Annotated in this window: 10 protein-coding genes; 7 read left to right on the top strand and 3 right to left on the bottom strand. The window is 65.7% G+C overall.

Annotated elements, in window-relative coordinates; all coding sequences use genetic code 11:
- Nucleotides 1-6: 6 nt before the first annotated feature.
- The 3 genes from ABFE16_13270 to ABFE16_13260 are packed head-to-tail and all read right to left on the bottom strand — an operon-like array spanning nt 7 to nt 7,277.
- Nucleotides 7-2,631, bottom strand: coding sequence for a LamG-like jellyroll fold domain-containing protein (locus tag ABFE16_13270; GenBank protein MEN6346264.1), 2,625 nt, complete (start codon nt 2,629-2,631; stop codon nt 7-9).
- Entirely contained in the window at nt 2,618-3,454 is an 837-nt protein-coding gene (locus tag ABFE16_13265) for a hypothetical protein (protein ID MEN6346263.1), read from the bottom strand. The genes ABFE16_13270 and ABFE16_13265 overlap by 14 nt, the downstream gene beginning before the upstream one ends.
- A gap of 1 nt (nt 3,455) precedes the next feature.
- Entirely contained in the window at nt 3,456-7,277 is a 3,822-nt protein-coding gene (locus ABFE16_13260) for an alpha-amylase family glycosyl hydrolase (protein ID MEN6346262.1), read from the bottom strand.
- A 177-nt stretch (nt 7,278-7,454) separates the two neighbouring features.
- On the opposite strand from ABFE16_13260, the gene ABFE16_13255 reads away from it, so the two are divergent.
- The 7 genes from ABFE16_13255 (at nt 7,455) to corA (ending at nt 15,320) form a co-directional block, all read left to right on the top strand.
- A complete protein-coding gene (locus ABFE16_13255) occupies nt 7,455-8,159 on the top strand; it encodes a rhomboid family intramembrane serine protease (protein ID MEN6346261.1) in 705 nt (234 codons plus the stop codon).
- Between the two features lie 59 nt (nt 8,160-8,218).
- On the top strand, nt 8,219-9,073 hold the full coding sequence (locus ABFE16_13250; protein MEN6346260.1) for an ATP-dependent Clp protease proteolytic subunit: 855 nt from the start codon (nt 8,219-8,221) through the stop codon (nt 9,071-9,073).
- Nucleotides 9,074-9,157: 84 nt separating this feature from the next.
- A complete protein-coding gene (locus tag ABFE16_13245; protein MEN6346259.1) occupies nt 9,158-10,762 on the top strand; it encodes an amidohydrolase family protein in 1,605 nt (534 codons plus the stop codon).
- 23 nt (nt 10,763-10,785) lie between these two features.
- Nucleotides 10,786-11,934, top strand: a complete 1,149-nt coding sequence (locus tag ABFE16_13240; protein ID MEN6346258.1) for a uroporphyrinogen decarboxylase family protein — start codon at nt 10,786-10,788, stop codon at nt 11,932-11,934.
- Between the two features lie 98 nt (nt 11,935-12,032).
- Nucleotides 12,033-13,886: a DUF4962 domain-containing protein gene (locus ABFE16_13235; GenBank protein MEN6346257.1), complete on the top strand. Its 1,854-nt coding sequence runs from the start codon at nt 12,033-12,035 to the stop codon at nt 13,884-13,886.
- 16 nt (nt 13,887-13,902) lie between these two features.
- Nucleotides 13,903-14,238, top strand: coding sequence for a divalent-cation tolerance protein CutA (gene cutA, locus ABFE16_13230; GenBank protein ID MEN6346256.1), 336 nt, complete (start codon nt 13,903-13,905; stop codon nt 14,236-14,238).
- A gap of 17 nt (nt 14,239-14,255) precedes the next feature.
- Nucleotides 14,256-15,320, top strand: coding sequence for a magnesium/cobalt transporter CorA (gene corA / locus ABFE16_13225; GenBank protein MEN6346255.1), 1,065 nt, complete (start codon nt 14,256-14,258; stop codon nt 15,318-15,320).
- Nucleotides 15,321-15,351 lie beyond the last annotated feature (31 nt).

Below are 15,351 nucleotides of genomic sequence, written 5' to 3'. Positions count from 1 at the left end.
CGCAGACTACCAGCCGGACGCGAGCCAGGCGACCAGTTCAGGATCGGAGACGTGAGGGGTCGACAGCAGGAAGGACCCTGACGCCTCCTGATCGGCGTAAGCACGGGCGGTCCAGGCAAAGCTCGCAGTGTCTGGCACGCCTTGCACCCACAGCGGCCGGGGAGCGACCAGAGCAGCAAGCTGAGGCAGGTCGCCGACCGTCAGGATACGCGGCGCCCTTGGCAGACGATCCTCCCGCAGGTAGTTGGGTCCAAGATCGAGTGCCACGATTCGAGCCAGCGCGGAATCGAAGAGCCCGATGGCCAGGGCCGCCACTGCTGTCTCACCCCACCCCACGCACATCACCCCATCCTCTCTGACGTCCGGACGGCCGCGCAGGTACTGGGCAACGCGCTTCAGATCGTGAGCCGCCACAGCCAGCTCCGGCCTGCCGAAGACCGTGCCGTTCATCTCCTGTGCCTCACGGTTCAGCCCCAGCTCACCGTAAGGTCGAGGGTCAGCGAGACACACGACCAGCCCACGATCGGCCAGGGCAGTGATGAGCTGCCAGCGGGCGATCAGGAGCTCCGTCTTCCCGGCTGGATCGACGAGGAGGACTGCGGGGTGCCTGGTGCCCTCCTGGACGGCGTCGAGATTGCGGACCACTACCGCAGGGACCGGTATCTCCTGCTCGCTGGTTACGATGACGCGGTCGACAGCATACCCGGATACGTCCAGAGTCTCCCCCACCTCGCGAGTGGCGGGAGAGTCGGTCGCCGAGTCCTCGTGCAGCAGGGCCAGGAAGCCCTGGCGCAGGCTCTCCAGTGACGGTCGTGTGTCACCTGTGGTGGGCAGTTTTGCCGCCGTTCTGCGCAGCAGCTCCTCACGAACGACCTCAGGGCCTTTGGCTTCTTGCACGGGGCGGTCGAGGGTGGCCAGAGTCTCGAGGCTCTCCGCCTCGTGCGCAGGCTCAAGGGCGGCCTTCGGGTCGTCGGTCCCCAGCAGGTAGCGGTTGAAGTACCCGTAGGCCTCCTCTCGCATCGGCAGGCTGTAGTCGTGCCCCCAGTCGTACTGCGTGCACTTGACCTTGTCGCCCGCGCCGAAGAGCTCATAGACACGCTTGATCTGCGGGAAGCCCTCCTTGGGCAGCCAGCGCGTCCAGTCCTGGGTGACGCAGATGTCCAGACTCGGGCGGGGAGCGAAGCAGGCTGCCAGCTCCGGGGTGTCGGTCTCGGTGAGGACGCCGGGCACGTGGTTGCAGCGGCAGTGGTGGCTGTCGATGGCGAGGATGCGGCGCCACTCCGAGACCATGCAGACCGGGATTGCCACGTCGAGGCGGTCGTCCAGGGCCATCAGGTAGAAGGTCTGCTGACCGCCGCCGGAGCAGCCCGTCACGCCCAGTCGCTCGGGATCAACCTGGGGCAGGGAGCAGAGCAGGTCGATCCCGCGGAGGTTGTTCCAGGCCATGAGGGTCATCGGGACCATTCCGACGGCCCAGTCGTAGGCATGGACGCTGTCCACGGCCAGCACGACATAACCCTTCATGGCCAGGCTGATGCAGCGGGCCTGAACCACGGGATGCCGCGCACCGTTCTGCCAGTGCCCGTGGGGACAGAGGATGCCGGGCACCGGGAACTTGGCCTTCCTGGGCAGGTACAGGTAGCCGCTGGCCCAGTAGCCGGGCCAGGTCTGCCAGTAGATTCGCTTGAGGGTGTAGCTCTCGTGCTCGAGGCTTCCGCCCTCTCGCAGGTCGAGAGGCACACGCTCGGGCAGCGGCCACAGGCCCAGGCACTCCAGAAGGTGGCGGCGGACCTGAGCCGCATGCTCGCGCCAGTCGTCAGCGGTGTCGGAGTTGTGGAAGCGGGGAGCCGCCATCCGGTCCAGGTACGCTTGCTGGGCCTTGCGGATCTCGTCCTGCGTGAGCAACGTCCAGCGTTCTGCCCCACGAATCATCTTCTGCGCATCCTCCGAAAGACCGGCCTCGATCACCACGTCATCAATCTCTCCGGTGAAAGGTTGGTCGGCATCCAGGTTGTTGCCAAGGCTGAGTAGGGCCTGTTCGGGGCCGCCCTTGCCGATCCTGGCTCTGCACTGCAAGAGGTCGTCGACGAAGAGGTAGCCGGTGTTGGTCTGGGCGTCGTAGGCGGCGGTGATGAAGTGCCACTCGCCGTCCGTGATGGGATCGCGGCTGAGCAGCCGGACCGTCTGCCAGGACCACAACTCGAAGGAGAGCTTCCCCGGTTCTCGGCCCAGCGTGAGGCTGTAGCTGACGGTGCCGCCCGGCTTGTCCTTCGTCATGAGGATCGTGGCGAAGCCTTTGTTCGCTCTCGCGCGGATCCAGAGGCTGAGCGTGAAGCTCTTCTGGTCGCTGAAGGCCAGACCGGCGGCCACGGGAACATCAATCCTGGCTGAGGGGCCGGCGAATCGCGCAGCCTGACCCTCGTTGCCGGCACCCACGACATACTCCACGTCACGCGACTTGCCGTCATGACCGCCCGGCCCCTGGTCTTGCACCGTGGTCCCTGAGTCCTTATTGAAGCTCCACGAGGCCACGGGAGCGGCTGAGGCGACGCAACCGGCCAGAAGCAGGGCGAGAACCTGCGTCGCGATCAGAGGCGAAAGGACGGACCTGCGGCGGTCAGTCGCCGGCATCACCGAGTTCCTCCAGGGAGTGCAGGAGACGCACTGTGCAGCTTGCCTTCCAGGGCTTGCCGGCCTCGAGACTCCGCGTCTGGGTTCCGTCCAGCCAGGCGAAGAACATCGCGGCTGTGCCGTTGCCCTGCTCGTGCAGGAAGACATTGACGAAGGGCGGGGTCGACTGTGGGTCGGTGAAGAGCAGCCACCGGCCATCGGTGCGAAGCACTCCTACCCAGGGTCGCTTCTCGTCCAGGGGCATCGAGTACGCCTGGTAACTGCGCGTGCTGTGATCCTGGGGGTCCTGCAAGAGAACGCCCTCCGCGGTGTTGGCGGCTACGCCGGCGATGTCGACCACCGACAGGAGATGGGCCATGAACCCGGCGGTGTCGGGAGCGTTGAAGCTGGGCACGGCGCTCCAGGCCAGACCGATCTGCGGGCCATCGCCAAAGGTGTACTCCACCTGGTAGCGGATTGTGCCGGGCTTCGTCGGCAGGACGCCTTCACGACTGGCGAGAGTGCCTTCGGCGCGGACGATGACCTGCTCGCCGCGCGTCTCGGTTGTGAGCTGAGCGGTGGCCTTCATGGTGCCCAGGTAGACACCGGCGCCATAGGGGCCGTTGTCCGTGTACACCGTGCTCCCGCCGAGGAGGCTGTGGCCGTCACGCGTCGTGAGCGAGGCAAGCAATCCCCCGGACGGCCGGGAGAAAGTCGCCGTGAAGTGCTGCGTGGTGACCACCAGGCCATCCGGGGTCTGAGTCACCTTCGGGGCTGCGCCGGCTGTGGCGCAGACCGCGAGCAGCAAGAAGGCTAGGAGTGTCAGGAGCCATCGCGGAGCCATGTTAGTGTGCCTCCCGCAGTGGAGTGAGTGTGTACTGGCCCTCGTGCCACACGGGGTCGATGTCTGCCGGCTGCGTGTCATAGAGCGCCAGAAAGGCGGTGCCCGCACTGTTGCTGCCCGCCAGGGCGAAGACGTTCTGGAAGTCCGTGGCGAGACCAGGACCCGAGAGACGGATACCAGTGCCATCGTCGCTGAGAAGCTCCAGCCAGGGGTCGGCACCGAATCCCTCCTGCCAGCTCTGCCAGGCACGGTTCGAGTTGGGAGGAACAGCGCCGGTCGCGAGTCCCGCTCGTGCGTTGGCACGGAAGGTGGTCAGGCGAGGTATGCCCAGAGTCTGGGCCATGAAGGCCTTCGCCTGGGGTGTTGAGAAGGCGGTCTTGGTGGCCCATTTCACGTCGAGCGAGGTGGTATCTGTGAGGCGGTACTGCAGGCGGTACATCGTCCGCGGCCAGGCGCAGTTCCGACCATCCTGCGTCCGCATGGCGCTGTAGAAGGATAGAGTCGCCCCGTTGGCGTCGCGAGTCAGCCGAGCCTCGGCCTCGGGATCGCCCTCGGTCGTGACCGTGTTGCGAACCTTGCGCGTGTCGGGTGCGATGATGTCGGCGTAAAGCCCCTGGTCGGTGTAGAGGCGACTGCTAGTGACCGCCGGGCGGTCAGCGCCCCGCAGTCTCAGGTCGCCGATCTTGCCGCCGCTGAAGCGTGAGAAGGTGGCATCGAGGCCCTTCCCCAGGAAGCGGTACTGTGTCCCGCGTACCTGGAGGGTCCCTGCCTCGCCCAGGCTGAAGGTGGTGCGTTGTGCGGCCCGGGCAAGCTCAGCGTCGCCAAGGAACAGGACTCGGTAGCGCACGGCGAGCTTCTCGCCTGCCTTCAGGTTGACGGCGCGGTCCCCATCGAGCCAGTCGATGCGCAGGTACGGCCCGGCCTGCTCGCCCGCACGGATCTTGAGCAGCGCGTTGGCGGGTACCTGGGAGGCATCGTCGTTGGCGATCTCGACGGCGGTCCACTGCCCGGGCGTGCTTTGCACCGCTACGAGCGCGGGTTCGACACCGGCTAGCTGGTCGGTCAGTTGCCAGACCCGGTCGCCGGTGCCGCGCCAGTACCGGCCATCATAGCGCGAGTCACCGGGGAGGCGGGCCACCGTCCAATCGCGGAGTGTGCCCTCAGGAGTGACGACCTGCCACTCACCGGCCTGCGGGTCAAGCCCAAGCGTCTCCACCAGTGACCCGAGAACTCTGTTGATTGGCTCGCGGGCCGTCAGCTCACGGGATACGGACAGCACCGGGCGACCCGTTGCCGCGTCGCGTCCTAGATCATAGGTGGTGCGCAGGTCGGCAAGAGGTGTCTGTGCGGCTTCGCCGCTGCGCGTCATGGTCGCCAGGGCCTCGACGCGAACCGTCCCGTCGGGGTTCTCCTGGGCGGTAAGCTGCGTGGCCGGTGTGCGCTCGAGCGCCAGCTTCCGGCCCCCAAGCCACAGACGGCGCGAACCCTCACCGAAGCCGACGCCCCGCAGGATCACTCGGCCGTCGGAGGTTTGCAGGGAGTTGAGAAGCCCGCCGGTGGCGCGGTTCACGGTGAGCTTGAGACCCTGGGATTCGATTGTCACTGCCTCGGGACCCCGGTCGATCCTGGTGGCTGCGGATGTCGTTGCAGCCGGTTTGGAAGGCTGGGTGACCGAAGGAGCGGGAGCCTTCTGCGGGACCAACACTGCCGTGGCGAAGGGCCCGACGGTCAGCTTGAGCTCCGAAGGGCCGGTGACGGTGACGGTCGTCTCAGCGCCTGCTGCTGGAGCGAGGGCGTCCGAGACGCCCTGACTGAAGGCGGCCAACTCGGGCGGAAGGCTCAAGGTGGCCTCGATCGGCTTCTCGCTCAGGTTGAGGGCAACCAGACTTGCACTGTCACCAGTGCGACGCACGAAGGTCAGGACGCAGGGGTCACTGCAGCGCACTGCACTGTAGTCCGCCTCGCCACGGGTCAGCTCAGGTCGCTCGCGGCGCAGCTCGTAGAGACGCTGCAGGTAAGGCGCGAGGCCGGTCTCCTGCAGGTGGTAGACGAAGGGAGTGCCGGGGATCAGGGCACACAGAGCCATCAGCGCCCTCTCGGGACCGGCGCCAAAGGCCATGCGTGCCCGGACGGTGTCGTGGTTCTCGAGGAAATGCACCGCATGGCCATCCTCGGGCATCCAGAACTGCTCGTTGTCCAGCCACTTGGCCAGGCGTGGGACGAAGTCCTCGGTACGGGTCGTCGGGTACTCGCGCAGGATGTAGGAGCACAGCGGCCAGTCGTAGTACATGTCTGCATAGCGCAGGAGCACCGGGCCGCCGGCCTCAGCGAGGAGCATATGCCCGGAGTCGCCCGGCGCGGTGGACTTGCTCGGCACCGCGTTCATGGACTCCCGAGCGGCACGCAGGACGCCCAGGCCGCCGCAGATCCCCGACATGCTCTCCCGGTTCGCACCGTAGGGCCGCCAGTTGGGGCGTCCTCCTGCGGCGCAATCGACCCGGTAGCCGTCGAGGCCGACGCGCTTGACCCAGTCGGCGGCGTGGTCGCCCATGTACTTCTGCCATCCCGGATGGGCGTAGTCGCTGTACAGACATCCCCACCAGTAGGCCATGCTGCCGTCTTCGTTGCTGCAGATCCAGTCTCGGTGCTGGGCCGCAAGGCCTGACTCCTCGCGTGGACCGTGGGGGATCAGGTCGCCCAGAACGCGGATGCCGAGAGAGTGGGCTGTGTCCACCAGCGTCTTCAGCTCGGCCTCGGTGCCAAGGCGCGGATCGAGCGAGTAGTAGTCAACGGGAGCGTAGACGGGGCCCTTCCAGATGGGCAGGAGCCAGAGGACGTTCACGCCGAGCCGCTTCAACTGGGGTAGGTACTCGGTGAACTGGCGGTAGCCGCCGACATCGCGGAAGCTGGAATCGATGGTGCCACCAGGATGAGCTGAGTAGATCACGGCGTCTTCGGTCGCCTGCCGCATGTCTTCCGGGGGCCTGAGGCCGACCAGGTTGTACAGGTCGCGTCCCTGCCGCAGGCTCTCGCGCCAGGAGCCGTGGGTGACGGCGATGAGCTGACTGCCGAAGCGCTCGGTGCGGTCGGGACGAGGACGGAAGGTGGTACTGACGATGTGGTCGGCCCGGACAGAGCCGGTACCTTCGGTGACCTTGAGGGAGGCCTGATCGGTCTCGCATACCAGGGTCGCCACGAGTCCCATCTGTGCCTGGGGGCTGTAGAGGCTGAGGAAGTGCCCGGCCTGTCCGCCGAAGCTCTCCCCCACCTGGCGGTCGGGTTGGAGTGCGCTGAAGAGCGTCTCCTGCGGCGGCCAGTTTGCGAGGAGGCTGTAGCGGGCGTCGGTGACGCCGCTCAGCCGCAGGCCGTCCAGGGGCAGGTAGACTGTGTGTATGTAGCCGGGAAGGTCGGTGCGAGGACGTAGCTGCAGATCGCGCTTGAGGACCGGGCGTCCGCTCCAGAGCTGGTAGGTCGTGGTCGCTCGCCAGTCACCGGCTTCCTGGTCGACCTCCAGCACTGCGCCGTCGCCCTGGGCCTGGACGCGGTGGCTCAGGTAGCGACTGGCAGCTTTGGTAGCCTCGGGGAGCCACTCATTGCCGGCCTTCTGGGCAAGCCCAGGTGTGCCGGCCATGAGGCTGCGCCCGGTGGCAAGGTCGCGCAGTCCGCACCAGGAGCCCGTGGTGAGGTCGATCTCAAGAGCAAGCGCACTGTTCGCGAACACCAGGCGACCATCGCGGGCGTCGCAGGTGAGATCGCGGGTAAGGGGCGCCGCATGGATGCAGGGAAGCAGCAGGAACAGAAGGAGTGGAGCTGTGAATCGCATGGTCTGGAACCTCCAAAACACGTTGTCGGAGGCCTCTTCGCGCACCAGGCCGGAGGTTCCTCCTCTCTTGCATCGAAGGACATCCCGGGGTATGTGTGGAAAACCACAGGTGATGCCGACCCGCATTCCTTGCAGCAGACCCTCGGCGCTGCTGCGAGATGAACGAAGCGAGTCCCCATGTTTCCCTTCCGCGACAACATACCGTCACGCAGCTATCCCCTGGTCACGATGGCCCTGGTGTGGATCAACATTCTGGTCTTCGTGTGGGAGGCGTCCCTGGGCAAGGGCATGGACGGATTCCTGCAAACCTACGCGATGATCCCGGCGCAGGTGACCGGCCAGGTGCCTGCCGGGCCGCTGGGGCCGATCGTGCCCATCTTCCTGTCGATGTTCCTGCACGGTAGCTGGATGCATGTGCTGGGCAACGTGTGGTTTCTCTACCTGTTTGGGGACAACGTCGAGGACCGCATGGGGCGCCTGCGCTTCCTGTGGTTCTACCTGTTTGCCGGGGTGGTCGCGGCGATCACGCAGATACTCTTCAGCCCGGCCAGCACCGTGCCGACGGTCGGCGCCAGTGGAGCGATCGCCGGGGTTCTGGGAGCCTACCTGGTCCTGTATCCCCGGGCTCGTGTGGCGACTCTGATATGGCTCGGGTTCTTCATCGACGTGATCGACCTGCCCGCGGTCGCCTTCCTGGGATACTGGTTCCTGCTGCAGTTGATCCCCGGCCTGTTCTCGATTCCCATGGGCGAGGTGGGCGGCGGAGTTGCCTGGTGGGCCCATGTGGGTGGATTTGCTGCGGGCTTCGTCTTCGCGCGGTTTCTGTGCCGGGAGTGTGCCCTTGACCGACATCCGGTGGAGCCACGCCCCTACTACCGCTGAGCGACGCAGAGCACTTGCCGGCGGATACCCGGCCCTTTGTGGGCGGAGGAGTGCATGCCATGGACATCGGCGCCCTGATCTGGATCATCATCCTCGCCAGCCTGTTCTACCCAATGGTGCAGCAGCGGATGCTGGAAGCGGGACGCCTGCGCCTGTTCTCACGCCTGGAGACCAAGCGCAAGTCGCGGGTGATCGCGATCATCCACCGGCAGGAGAAGGTCAGCTTCCTGGGCCTGCCGCTGATGCGCTACATCGACATCGAGGATTCGGAGAGCGTGCTGCGGGCGATTCGGATGACGCCCGACGAGATGCCCATCGACCTCATCTTGCACACTCCCGGTGGGATGGTACTGGCAGCGGGACAGATCGCGCATGCCCTGAAGAGGCACCCGGCCAAGGTCACGGCTCTTGTCCCCCACTATGCGATGTCCGGAGGGACGCTTATTGCCCTGGCGGCCGATGAGATCGTGATGGACCCCGACGCCGTGCTGGGGCCTGTCGATCCACAGCTTGGGAATACACCGGCGGTGTCCATCCTGAAGGTCCTGGACCAGAAGCCCGCCAGCGCCATCGACGATCAGACCCTGATGCTGGCCGACATGTCGCGGAAGGCGATCAACCAGGTGCGGGAGTGCCTGATGGACCACCTGACCGCCGGTGTGGACGGCGAGAAGGCTGCACAGGTCGCGACGGCCCTTACTGACGGGCGCTGGACCCACGACTACCCGATCACCGCTGAGAAGGCGCAGGCGTTGGGGATCAAAGTAAGCACCGACCTGCCGCCGGCAGTCCACGAACTGATGGACCTGTACCCGCAGCCAACGGGTGGGCGGCCCTCAGTGGAGTACGTTCCGATGCCCTACCAGGCACCCGCAGCGCCGGCACCCTCCCCGAGCGGCAAGGAAGGTAAGTAGTAGGCGGCGGACCGACGGGCTCGCCACGCCGCGGCAAAGAACACGAAGCATGATTGCGCAAGCAAGTCTGGGGGCACCCTTCTGATGAGGCCGGAGCTGGTTGTCTACAACGCACGCCTTGCAACCTGTAACGCGGCCGGGACAAGGGTAACGGCCCTGGCCACCTGGAAGGGGCGTGTCTTCGCGGTCGGTAGTGACGACGAGATTCGGGAGCTTGCCGGGCCCCAGACGAAGATGGTCGACCTGGGCGGTCGCTTCGTGTGCCCGGGATTCACGGACTGCCACACGCACCTGACGCAGTGGGCGCTGCTTGCCAGTGGTCGGACGGTGAACCTGGAAGGTGCCCAGTCGCTGGAGGAAGCGCTGGGACGAGTGGCGGAAGCGGTCGACAGGGTGCCTCGCGGAGGCTGGCTGCGTGGACGAGGCTGGGATCGCAACCGCTGGCCCGGCCAGATGTTCCCCACGGCTGCTGATCTTGACCGCGTGACCGGGGATGTACCGGCGGCCTTCCCCAATCATGACGGGCACTCGGTGTGGGTGAACTCCGAGGCGCTGCGCCGTGCACGAATCAGCGATGACGTGACTGACCCACCCGCCGGACGGGTGCTGCGGCTTGCTGACGGAAGGCCCAGTGGCGTGTTCCAGGAGGGAGCCATGGGGCTGATCTGGCCTCAGGTTCCGTCGCCCACGCTGGAGGAGCTTGTCACTGCGCTGCGGGAGGCAATGCCTGTTGCCGCCTCACTGGGGCTAACGGGCCTGCACAACGTGGAGAGCGGCGACTCGATGCGAGCCGTTCAGGCGCTGCGGGACAGTGGCGCTCTGACACTGCGGATCGTCCGCTATCCACCAGCCTCGTCACTGACGGCGCTGATCGAGCAGGGCTTCACCTCGGGATTCGGCGACGAGGAAGTGCGTCTCGGCGGCATCAAGGCCTTCCTGGACGGCGCCCTCGGTAGTCGGACGGCGGCGATGCTCGAGCCCTACGAGAACAGCTCGGATACCGGCGTGCTGGTGATGCAGCCGGAGGAGCTGACGGAGCTTGTGGCCCGGGCCACAGAGGGAGGCCTTGCGGTTGCGTTGCACGCGATCGGCGACCGTGCCGTTCGGATTGCCCTCGACGCCTTTGCGTCTGCAAAGGAAGGGCACGTGGGCCGGTGGCCCCGACACCGGATTGAACATGCCCAGCACATCCTTCCGGACGACCAGCCGCGCCTCGCGCAACTCGGTGTCATCGCCTCGGTGCAGCCGGCTCACATGCTGGCGGACATCGCTACCTGCGAGAGGCAGATCGGCGAGCGGGGCCGATGGGCCTTCCCCCTGCAGTCCTTGCAGCGTCTGGGTACGCACCTGGCGATGGGGTCCGATGCGCCGGTGGAGACCATCGACCCGCTGGCGGGGATCCGTTCGGCACTGCTGCGGCAAGGGCATGACGGTAACCCTCGTGAAGGCTGGTACCCGGAGGAGAAGCTAACGGCGCAGCAGGCGCTGGCGGGCTATACACTGCAGACGGCCTATGCCTCCGGGGAAGAGCACCTCAAGGGAAGCCTCGAGCCCGGCAAGGTGGCCGATTTCGTGGTGCTGTCCCAGGACCTGTTGAGCACCCCTGCGGAGGAGCTTGCGGAAGCACAGGTGCTGGCAACCGTGATGGGCGGCAAGTCCGTGTACGACCCGGAAGGTCTGCTGGACTGAGCTCTGCGAGGGAAGGCACTACGATGACGTCCCGAGAACGAGTTGTGACTGCCCTGCGTCGGCAGCAGCCCGACCGGGTGCCGGTGATGTGCCAGCTTAGCATTGGCCACTACCTGGTGAACCTCGACCTCGACCCGGCCGAGTACTGGCTGAGCAACGAGCTCATCGCCAAGGCCTATGTGGAACTGGCCTGGCGCTATCACTTCGACGGCATCCTGGTGAACCTGCCGGGACGCACGCCCGACGCTGCGGCCTATGTGGAGAGCATCGAGCGGATTCCGACGGGCCAGGTGATCCACTACCGGGATGGCAGTGAGTGCAAGTGTCCGGTAGCCGACCTGCCAACGCAGGTGTCGGGCGAGCAGCCGAGCCTGGAGGAGATCGACCCCGGACTGCTGTACTACGAGGATCCGCACACCCTCGGCGGGCTCAAGTACCCCTTCCACTATGACTTCGAGCGAGGCGACGACTACTTCCCGGAGTACCTGTTCGCGCTGATTGACCGCGTGGTTGAGACCGTGGCCGGTGAGCTCTCGGTCCATGGCGAGGTCTTCTCCCCCTTCACGCAACTCATGGAGCGGCTGGGGTATGAGCAGGGCCTGATGGCGCTGCTGGAACAGCCGGCGAAGTGCAAGGCGATCCTCGCGCAGTTTGCCCGGGGAGCCGCCGATCTTGCCACACGTCAGGCTTCCCGCGGCGTCGATGCGGTGCTGATCTCCTCGGCCTTCGCCGGAGGCGGGTTCATCTCTCGGGCCATGTACGAGGAGTTCGTGCTGCCCTACGAGGACGAGGTCGCTGCTGCGATCCACCGCGCAGGCACCGTGGCCTACACCCACACCTGCGGGGCCATCGGAGACCGTCTGGAGTTCATGGCCGCCACCGGGATCGACGGGATCGACACCATGGATCCCCCGCCTCTGGGTGATACGGACCTGGCGGATGCTAAGGCCCGTGTTGGTGGCAAGCTCTTCCTGAAGGGCAACATCGACTCGGTGAACGTGCTCCTGCGTGGGACGCCGGAGGAGGTTCGCCGCAGTGCCCTGAGCCGCATCCAGGCGGCCGCGGCGGGTGGCGGCTACATCCTCAGCTCGGCCTGCTCCGTGGCCCCGAGAGTGCCGCCGGAGAATCTGCAGGTGCTGTACGACGTCGCCTCCACCGAGGGCCTCTACTGAAGCCCTTGGTCGCCGAGCGACCCGGGTTGGCCTCAGGAGGTCGCCCGGTAGAGGCTACCGAATAGGCCAAAGCATCATCACTCCAGGGAGCGATATCCATGGTACGGCTAACGCTGGTCGCCCTCATCCTTCTCGGTCTGTGCGGCTGCTCGGTTGCGCAGCCGCCGGCTGCAGCTCCGACACCACCTGCCAAGGAAGTGAGCAACGTGCTCAAGACACTGCGCCAGGGGCACCCACGGCTGATCTGCACAAACGAGGACCTCGCCAAGATCAAGGACAGCATCGCCCGGGACGAGACGGCGAAGTCCTACTTCGAGAGCATCCGGGCAGAGGCCGACAAGCTGCTGAAGACCCCGGACACCATCCAGCACAAGCTGATTGGCCCGCGTCTACTGGACCAGAGCCGTCGCTGCGTGAGCCGGGTCTACACACTGGCACTGACCTACCGCCTGACCGGTGACAAGCAGTACGCCGACCGTGCGCTGAAGGAGATGCTGGCGGCCGCCGGGTTCCCGGACTGGAACCCCTCGCACTTCCTGGATACCGCCGAGATGACCCACGCGCTGGGGATCGGCTATGACTGGCTCTACGATGTCATGACCCCCGAGCAACGCGACACGATCCGCAAGGCGATCGTGAACCTGGGCCTGATGCCGGGCAAGAAGGTCTACGACGGCGGCGGCTGGTGGGCGAAGTGCAATCACAACTGGAACCAGGTCTGCAACGGCGGCCTGGGCATCGGCGCCCTGGCAATCGGCGACGAGGAACCCGCGATCTCCAACGAGATACTGACGGGCGCCTTCAAGTCACTGCCGCTGGCGATGGCCTCCTATGGTCCTGATGGTGGGTGGGCTGAGGGTCCCGGCTACTGGGGCTACGCGACGCGCTACACGGTCTACTTCCTGGCCTCGCTGGAGACGGCGCTGGGCAGTGATCAGGGCTTCAGCAACTCGCCGGGGTTTGACCGCGCCGGGCTGTTCCGGGTGCACTTTAGCGGACCGGTCGGGAAGACCTTCAACTACGCCGACGCAGGTGACGGCATCGGCAGCGCGAGCGAGATGTTCTGGCTGGCGAAGCGCTTCGATCAACCCCTCTACGCCTGGCAGCAGCGCCAGCGGGCTACGAAGCCTGAGGCGCTCGATCTGGTGTGGTATGACCCGCAGGAGAAGTCGCCGGAGGAGACGGGCGAGCCGCTGGACGCCTACTTCAAGGGCGTGCAGGTAGCCTTCTTCCGCAGCTCCTGGAGTGACCCCGACGCCATCTTCGTCGGCTTCAAGGGCGGCGACAACAAGGCCAACCACAGTCACCTGGACCTCGGCAGCTTCGTCCTTGATGCCCTGGGACAGCGCTGGGCCAGCGACCTGGGCTCGGACAACTACAACATGCCGGGCTACTTCGGGAAGCAGCGCTGGACCTACTACCGCCTGCGCACCGAGAGCCACAACACCCTTCTGATCAACAACGAGAACCAGGACCCGAAGGCGGCTGCGCCGATCCTGGGCTTTCATGCCGGCCCCGAGATGTCCTACGCGGTGGCAGACCTGACGTCAGCGTACAAGACAGCAGTCACCCGGCTCTGGCGCGGTACGGCGCTGGTGAACCGCAAGGCGGTACTGGTCCAGGACGAGGTTCAGGCCGACGATCCGGTGGAAGCGCTGTGGGGCATGGTGACGGCGGCCGAGGTCAAGTGCGAGGGTGCAAGGGCTACCCTCACACTCAAGGGCAAGACCCTCCAGGCTCGCCTCTTGTCGCCCGAAGGCGCCACCTTCGACACGGTCGGCACTCAGCCCGCTGAGCCGCAGAAGCAGAACGAAGGCACGCGCAAGCTGGTAGTGCGTCTGGCCGGGCCTGTCACCGAGGCACGGATTGCGGTTCTGCTGACGCCTGGAGAGGCCTCGGTCGAGGCGCCGAAGGTGCGTCCGCTGGAGGAGTGGCTCGCTGAGGCCAAGTAGCAGGAAGGACGTGCTGATGGCCGAGTTCGTCGTGGTCACAACGACGGTGGACAACCGTGAAGCCGCGGAGCGCCTCTCACGGCAGTTGGTCGAGAGGCGCCTGGCCGCCTGCTGCCAGAGGATCGGTCCGATTGTCAGCACTTACTGGTGGAAGGGCGAGCTGGAGACGGCCGAGGAGTGGCTCCTGGTGCTCAAGACAAGGGCCGAGTGCTTCGAGCCGCTCGCGAAGGCAATCCGCGAGCTTCACTCCTATGAGACGCCGGAGATCGTTGCGACGCCGATCATAGACGGAAGCCCTGACTACCTGGGGTGGATCCGCAGCGAGACGGCGCTGCCACTCTCCGACGCATGAAGACGAGTTGAGCAGATATGAGACGCAACATGCGACGCAGTGCACGGAAGGCTGGTTTGCCGCCGGGTTCGCTGGTACACACTGGTGAGCCCAGCGGTGAAGCGACTTGCCTGCGCCTGGTGACCTACGATGACGAGCACTGCACCAAGCGGACGATCCGGCACCTGCCCGATCTGGACAAGATCAACCGCGGCGAGCCGGTGGCCTGGCTGAGCGTTGTCGGCGTTCAGGACCCCGCTGTTCTCGACCGAGTGGGAACCGTCTTCGGCCTCCACCCCCTTGTGCTCGAGGACATCATGAACATCGCCGAGCGCCCGAAGGTGGAGGACTTCGGAGACTACATCTTCGTCCTGCTCAAGCTTCCGGGCTACGACGACGAGCAAGACGAGATCACCAGCGACCAGGTCTGTCTGGTGCTCGGACCGACCTGGGTCGTGTCCTTCCAGGAGCATGAGGAAACGGCCATCGAGAGTATCCGGGAGCGCATCCAGGCCGGCACCGGCCGCTTCCGCCAGATGGGCGCTGACTATCTGGCCTACGCGCTCATCGATATGCTCGTCGACCAGTACTTCGTGGTGCTGGAGCAGATTGAGGACGACACGGAGCGGTATGAGGACCTCGTCGTCGAAGACCCAAGCCCGGAGGTCCTCCAGGACATCCACAAGCTCAAGAACGCCATGATCGCCCTGCGGAAGTCTGTGTGGCCCGTGCGCGATGTCCTCGGGTTCCTGGAACGTGGTGAGACGCCGCTGGTGCAGGAGAAAACGCAGGTCTACCTGCGCGATGTCTACGATCACACGATACAGATCATCGACACCATCGAGACCTTCAGGGACATCCAGTCGGGCTTGATCGACATCTACCTGTCCAGCGTCAGCAACCGCCTGAACGAGGTCATGAAGGTCCTGACGATCATCGCGACGGTGTTCATGCCCCTGTCCTTCCTGGCCGGCGTCTATGGGATGAACTTCAAGACCCTGCCCGAACTCGGCTGGCGATACGGGTATGCGATGTTCTGGGGCGTGGTCGTTCTCGCCACCGTGCTCATGCTGCGGTTCTTCCGGCGTAAGCAATGGATCTAGGGAGCCACTGCGGCCCTCACAACTGGAAAGC

Source organism: Armatimonadia bacterium (genome assembly GCA_039679385.1).
Taxonomy (GTDB): Bacteria; Armatimonadota; Zipacnadia; order Zipacnadales; family JABUFB01; genus JAJFTQ01.
This window is presented reverse-complemented; position numbering and strand designations above follow the sequence as displayed.

Excerpts from the sequence above, each read along its gene's own strand:
- ABFE16_13270 (MEN6346264.1), bottom strand. The coding sequence starts at position 2,631 with ATGCCGGCGACTGACCGCCGCAGGTCCGTCCTTTCGCCTCTGATCGCG.
- ABFE16_13265 (MEN6346263.1), bottom strand. The coding sequence starts at position 3,454 with ATGGCTCCGCGATGGCTCCTGACACTCCTAGCCTTCTTGCTGCTCGCG.
- ABFE16_13260 (MEN6346262.1), bottom strand. The coding sequence starts at position 7,277 with ATGCGATTCACAGCTCCACTCCTTCTGTTCCTGCTGCTTCCCTGCATC.
- ABFE16_13255 (MEN6346261.1), top strand. The coding sequence starts at position 7,455 with ATGTTTCCCTTCCGCGACAACATACCGTCACGCAGCTATCCCCTGGTC.
- ABFE16_13250 (MEN6346260.1), top strand. The coding sequence starts at position 8,219 with ATGGACATCGGCGCCCTGATCTGGATCATCATCCTCGCCAGCCTGTTC.
- ABFE16_13245 (MEN6346259.1), top strand. The coding sequence starts at position 9,158 with ATGAGGCCGGAGCTGGTTGTCTACAACGCACGCCTTGCAACCTGTAAC.
- ABFE16_13240 (MEN6346258.1), top strand. The coding sequence starts at position 10,786 with ATGACGTCCCGAGAACGAGTTGTGACTGCCCTGCGTCGGCAGCAGCCC.
- ABFE16_13235 (MEN6346257.1), top strand. The coding sequence starts at position 12,033 with ATGGTACGGCTAACGCTGGTCGCCCTCATCCTTCTCGGTCTGTGCGGC.
- cutA (MEN6346256.1), top strand. The coding sequence starts at position 13,903 with ATGGCCGAGTTCGTCGTGGTCACAACGACGGTGGACAACCGTGAAGCC.
- corA (MEN6346255.1), top strand. The coding sequence starts at position 14,256 with ATGAGACGCAACATGCGACGCAGTGCACGGAAGGCTGGTTTGCCGCCG.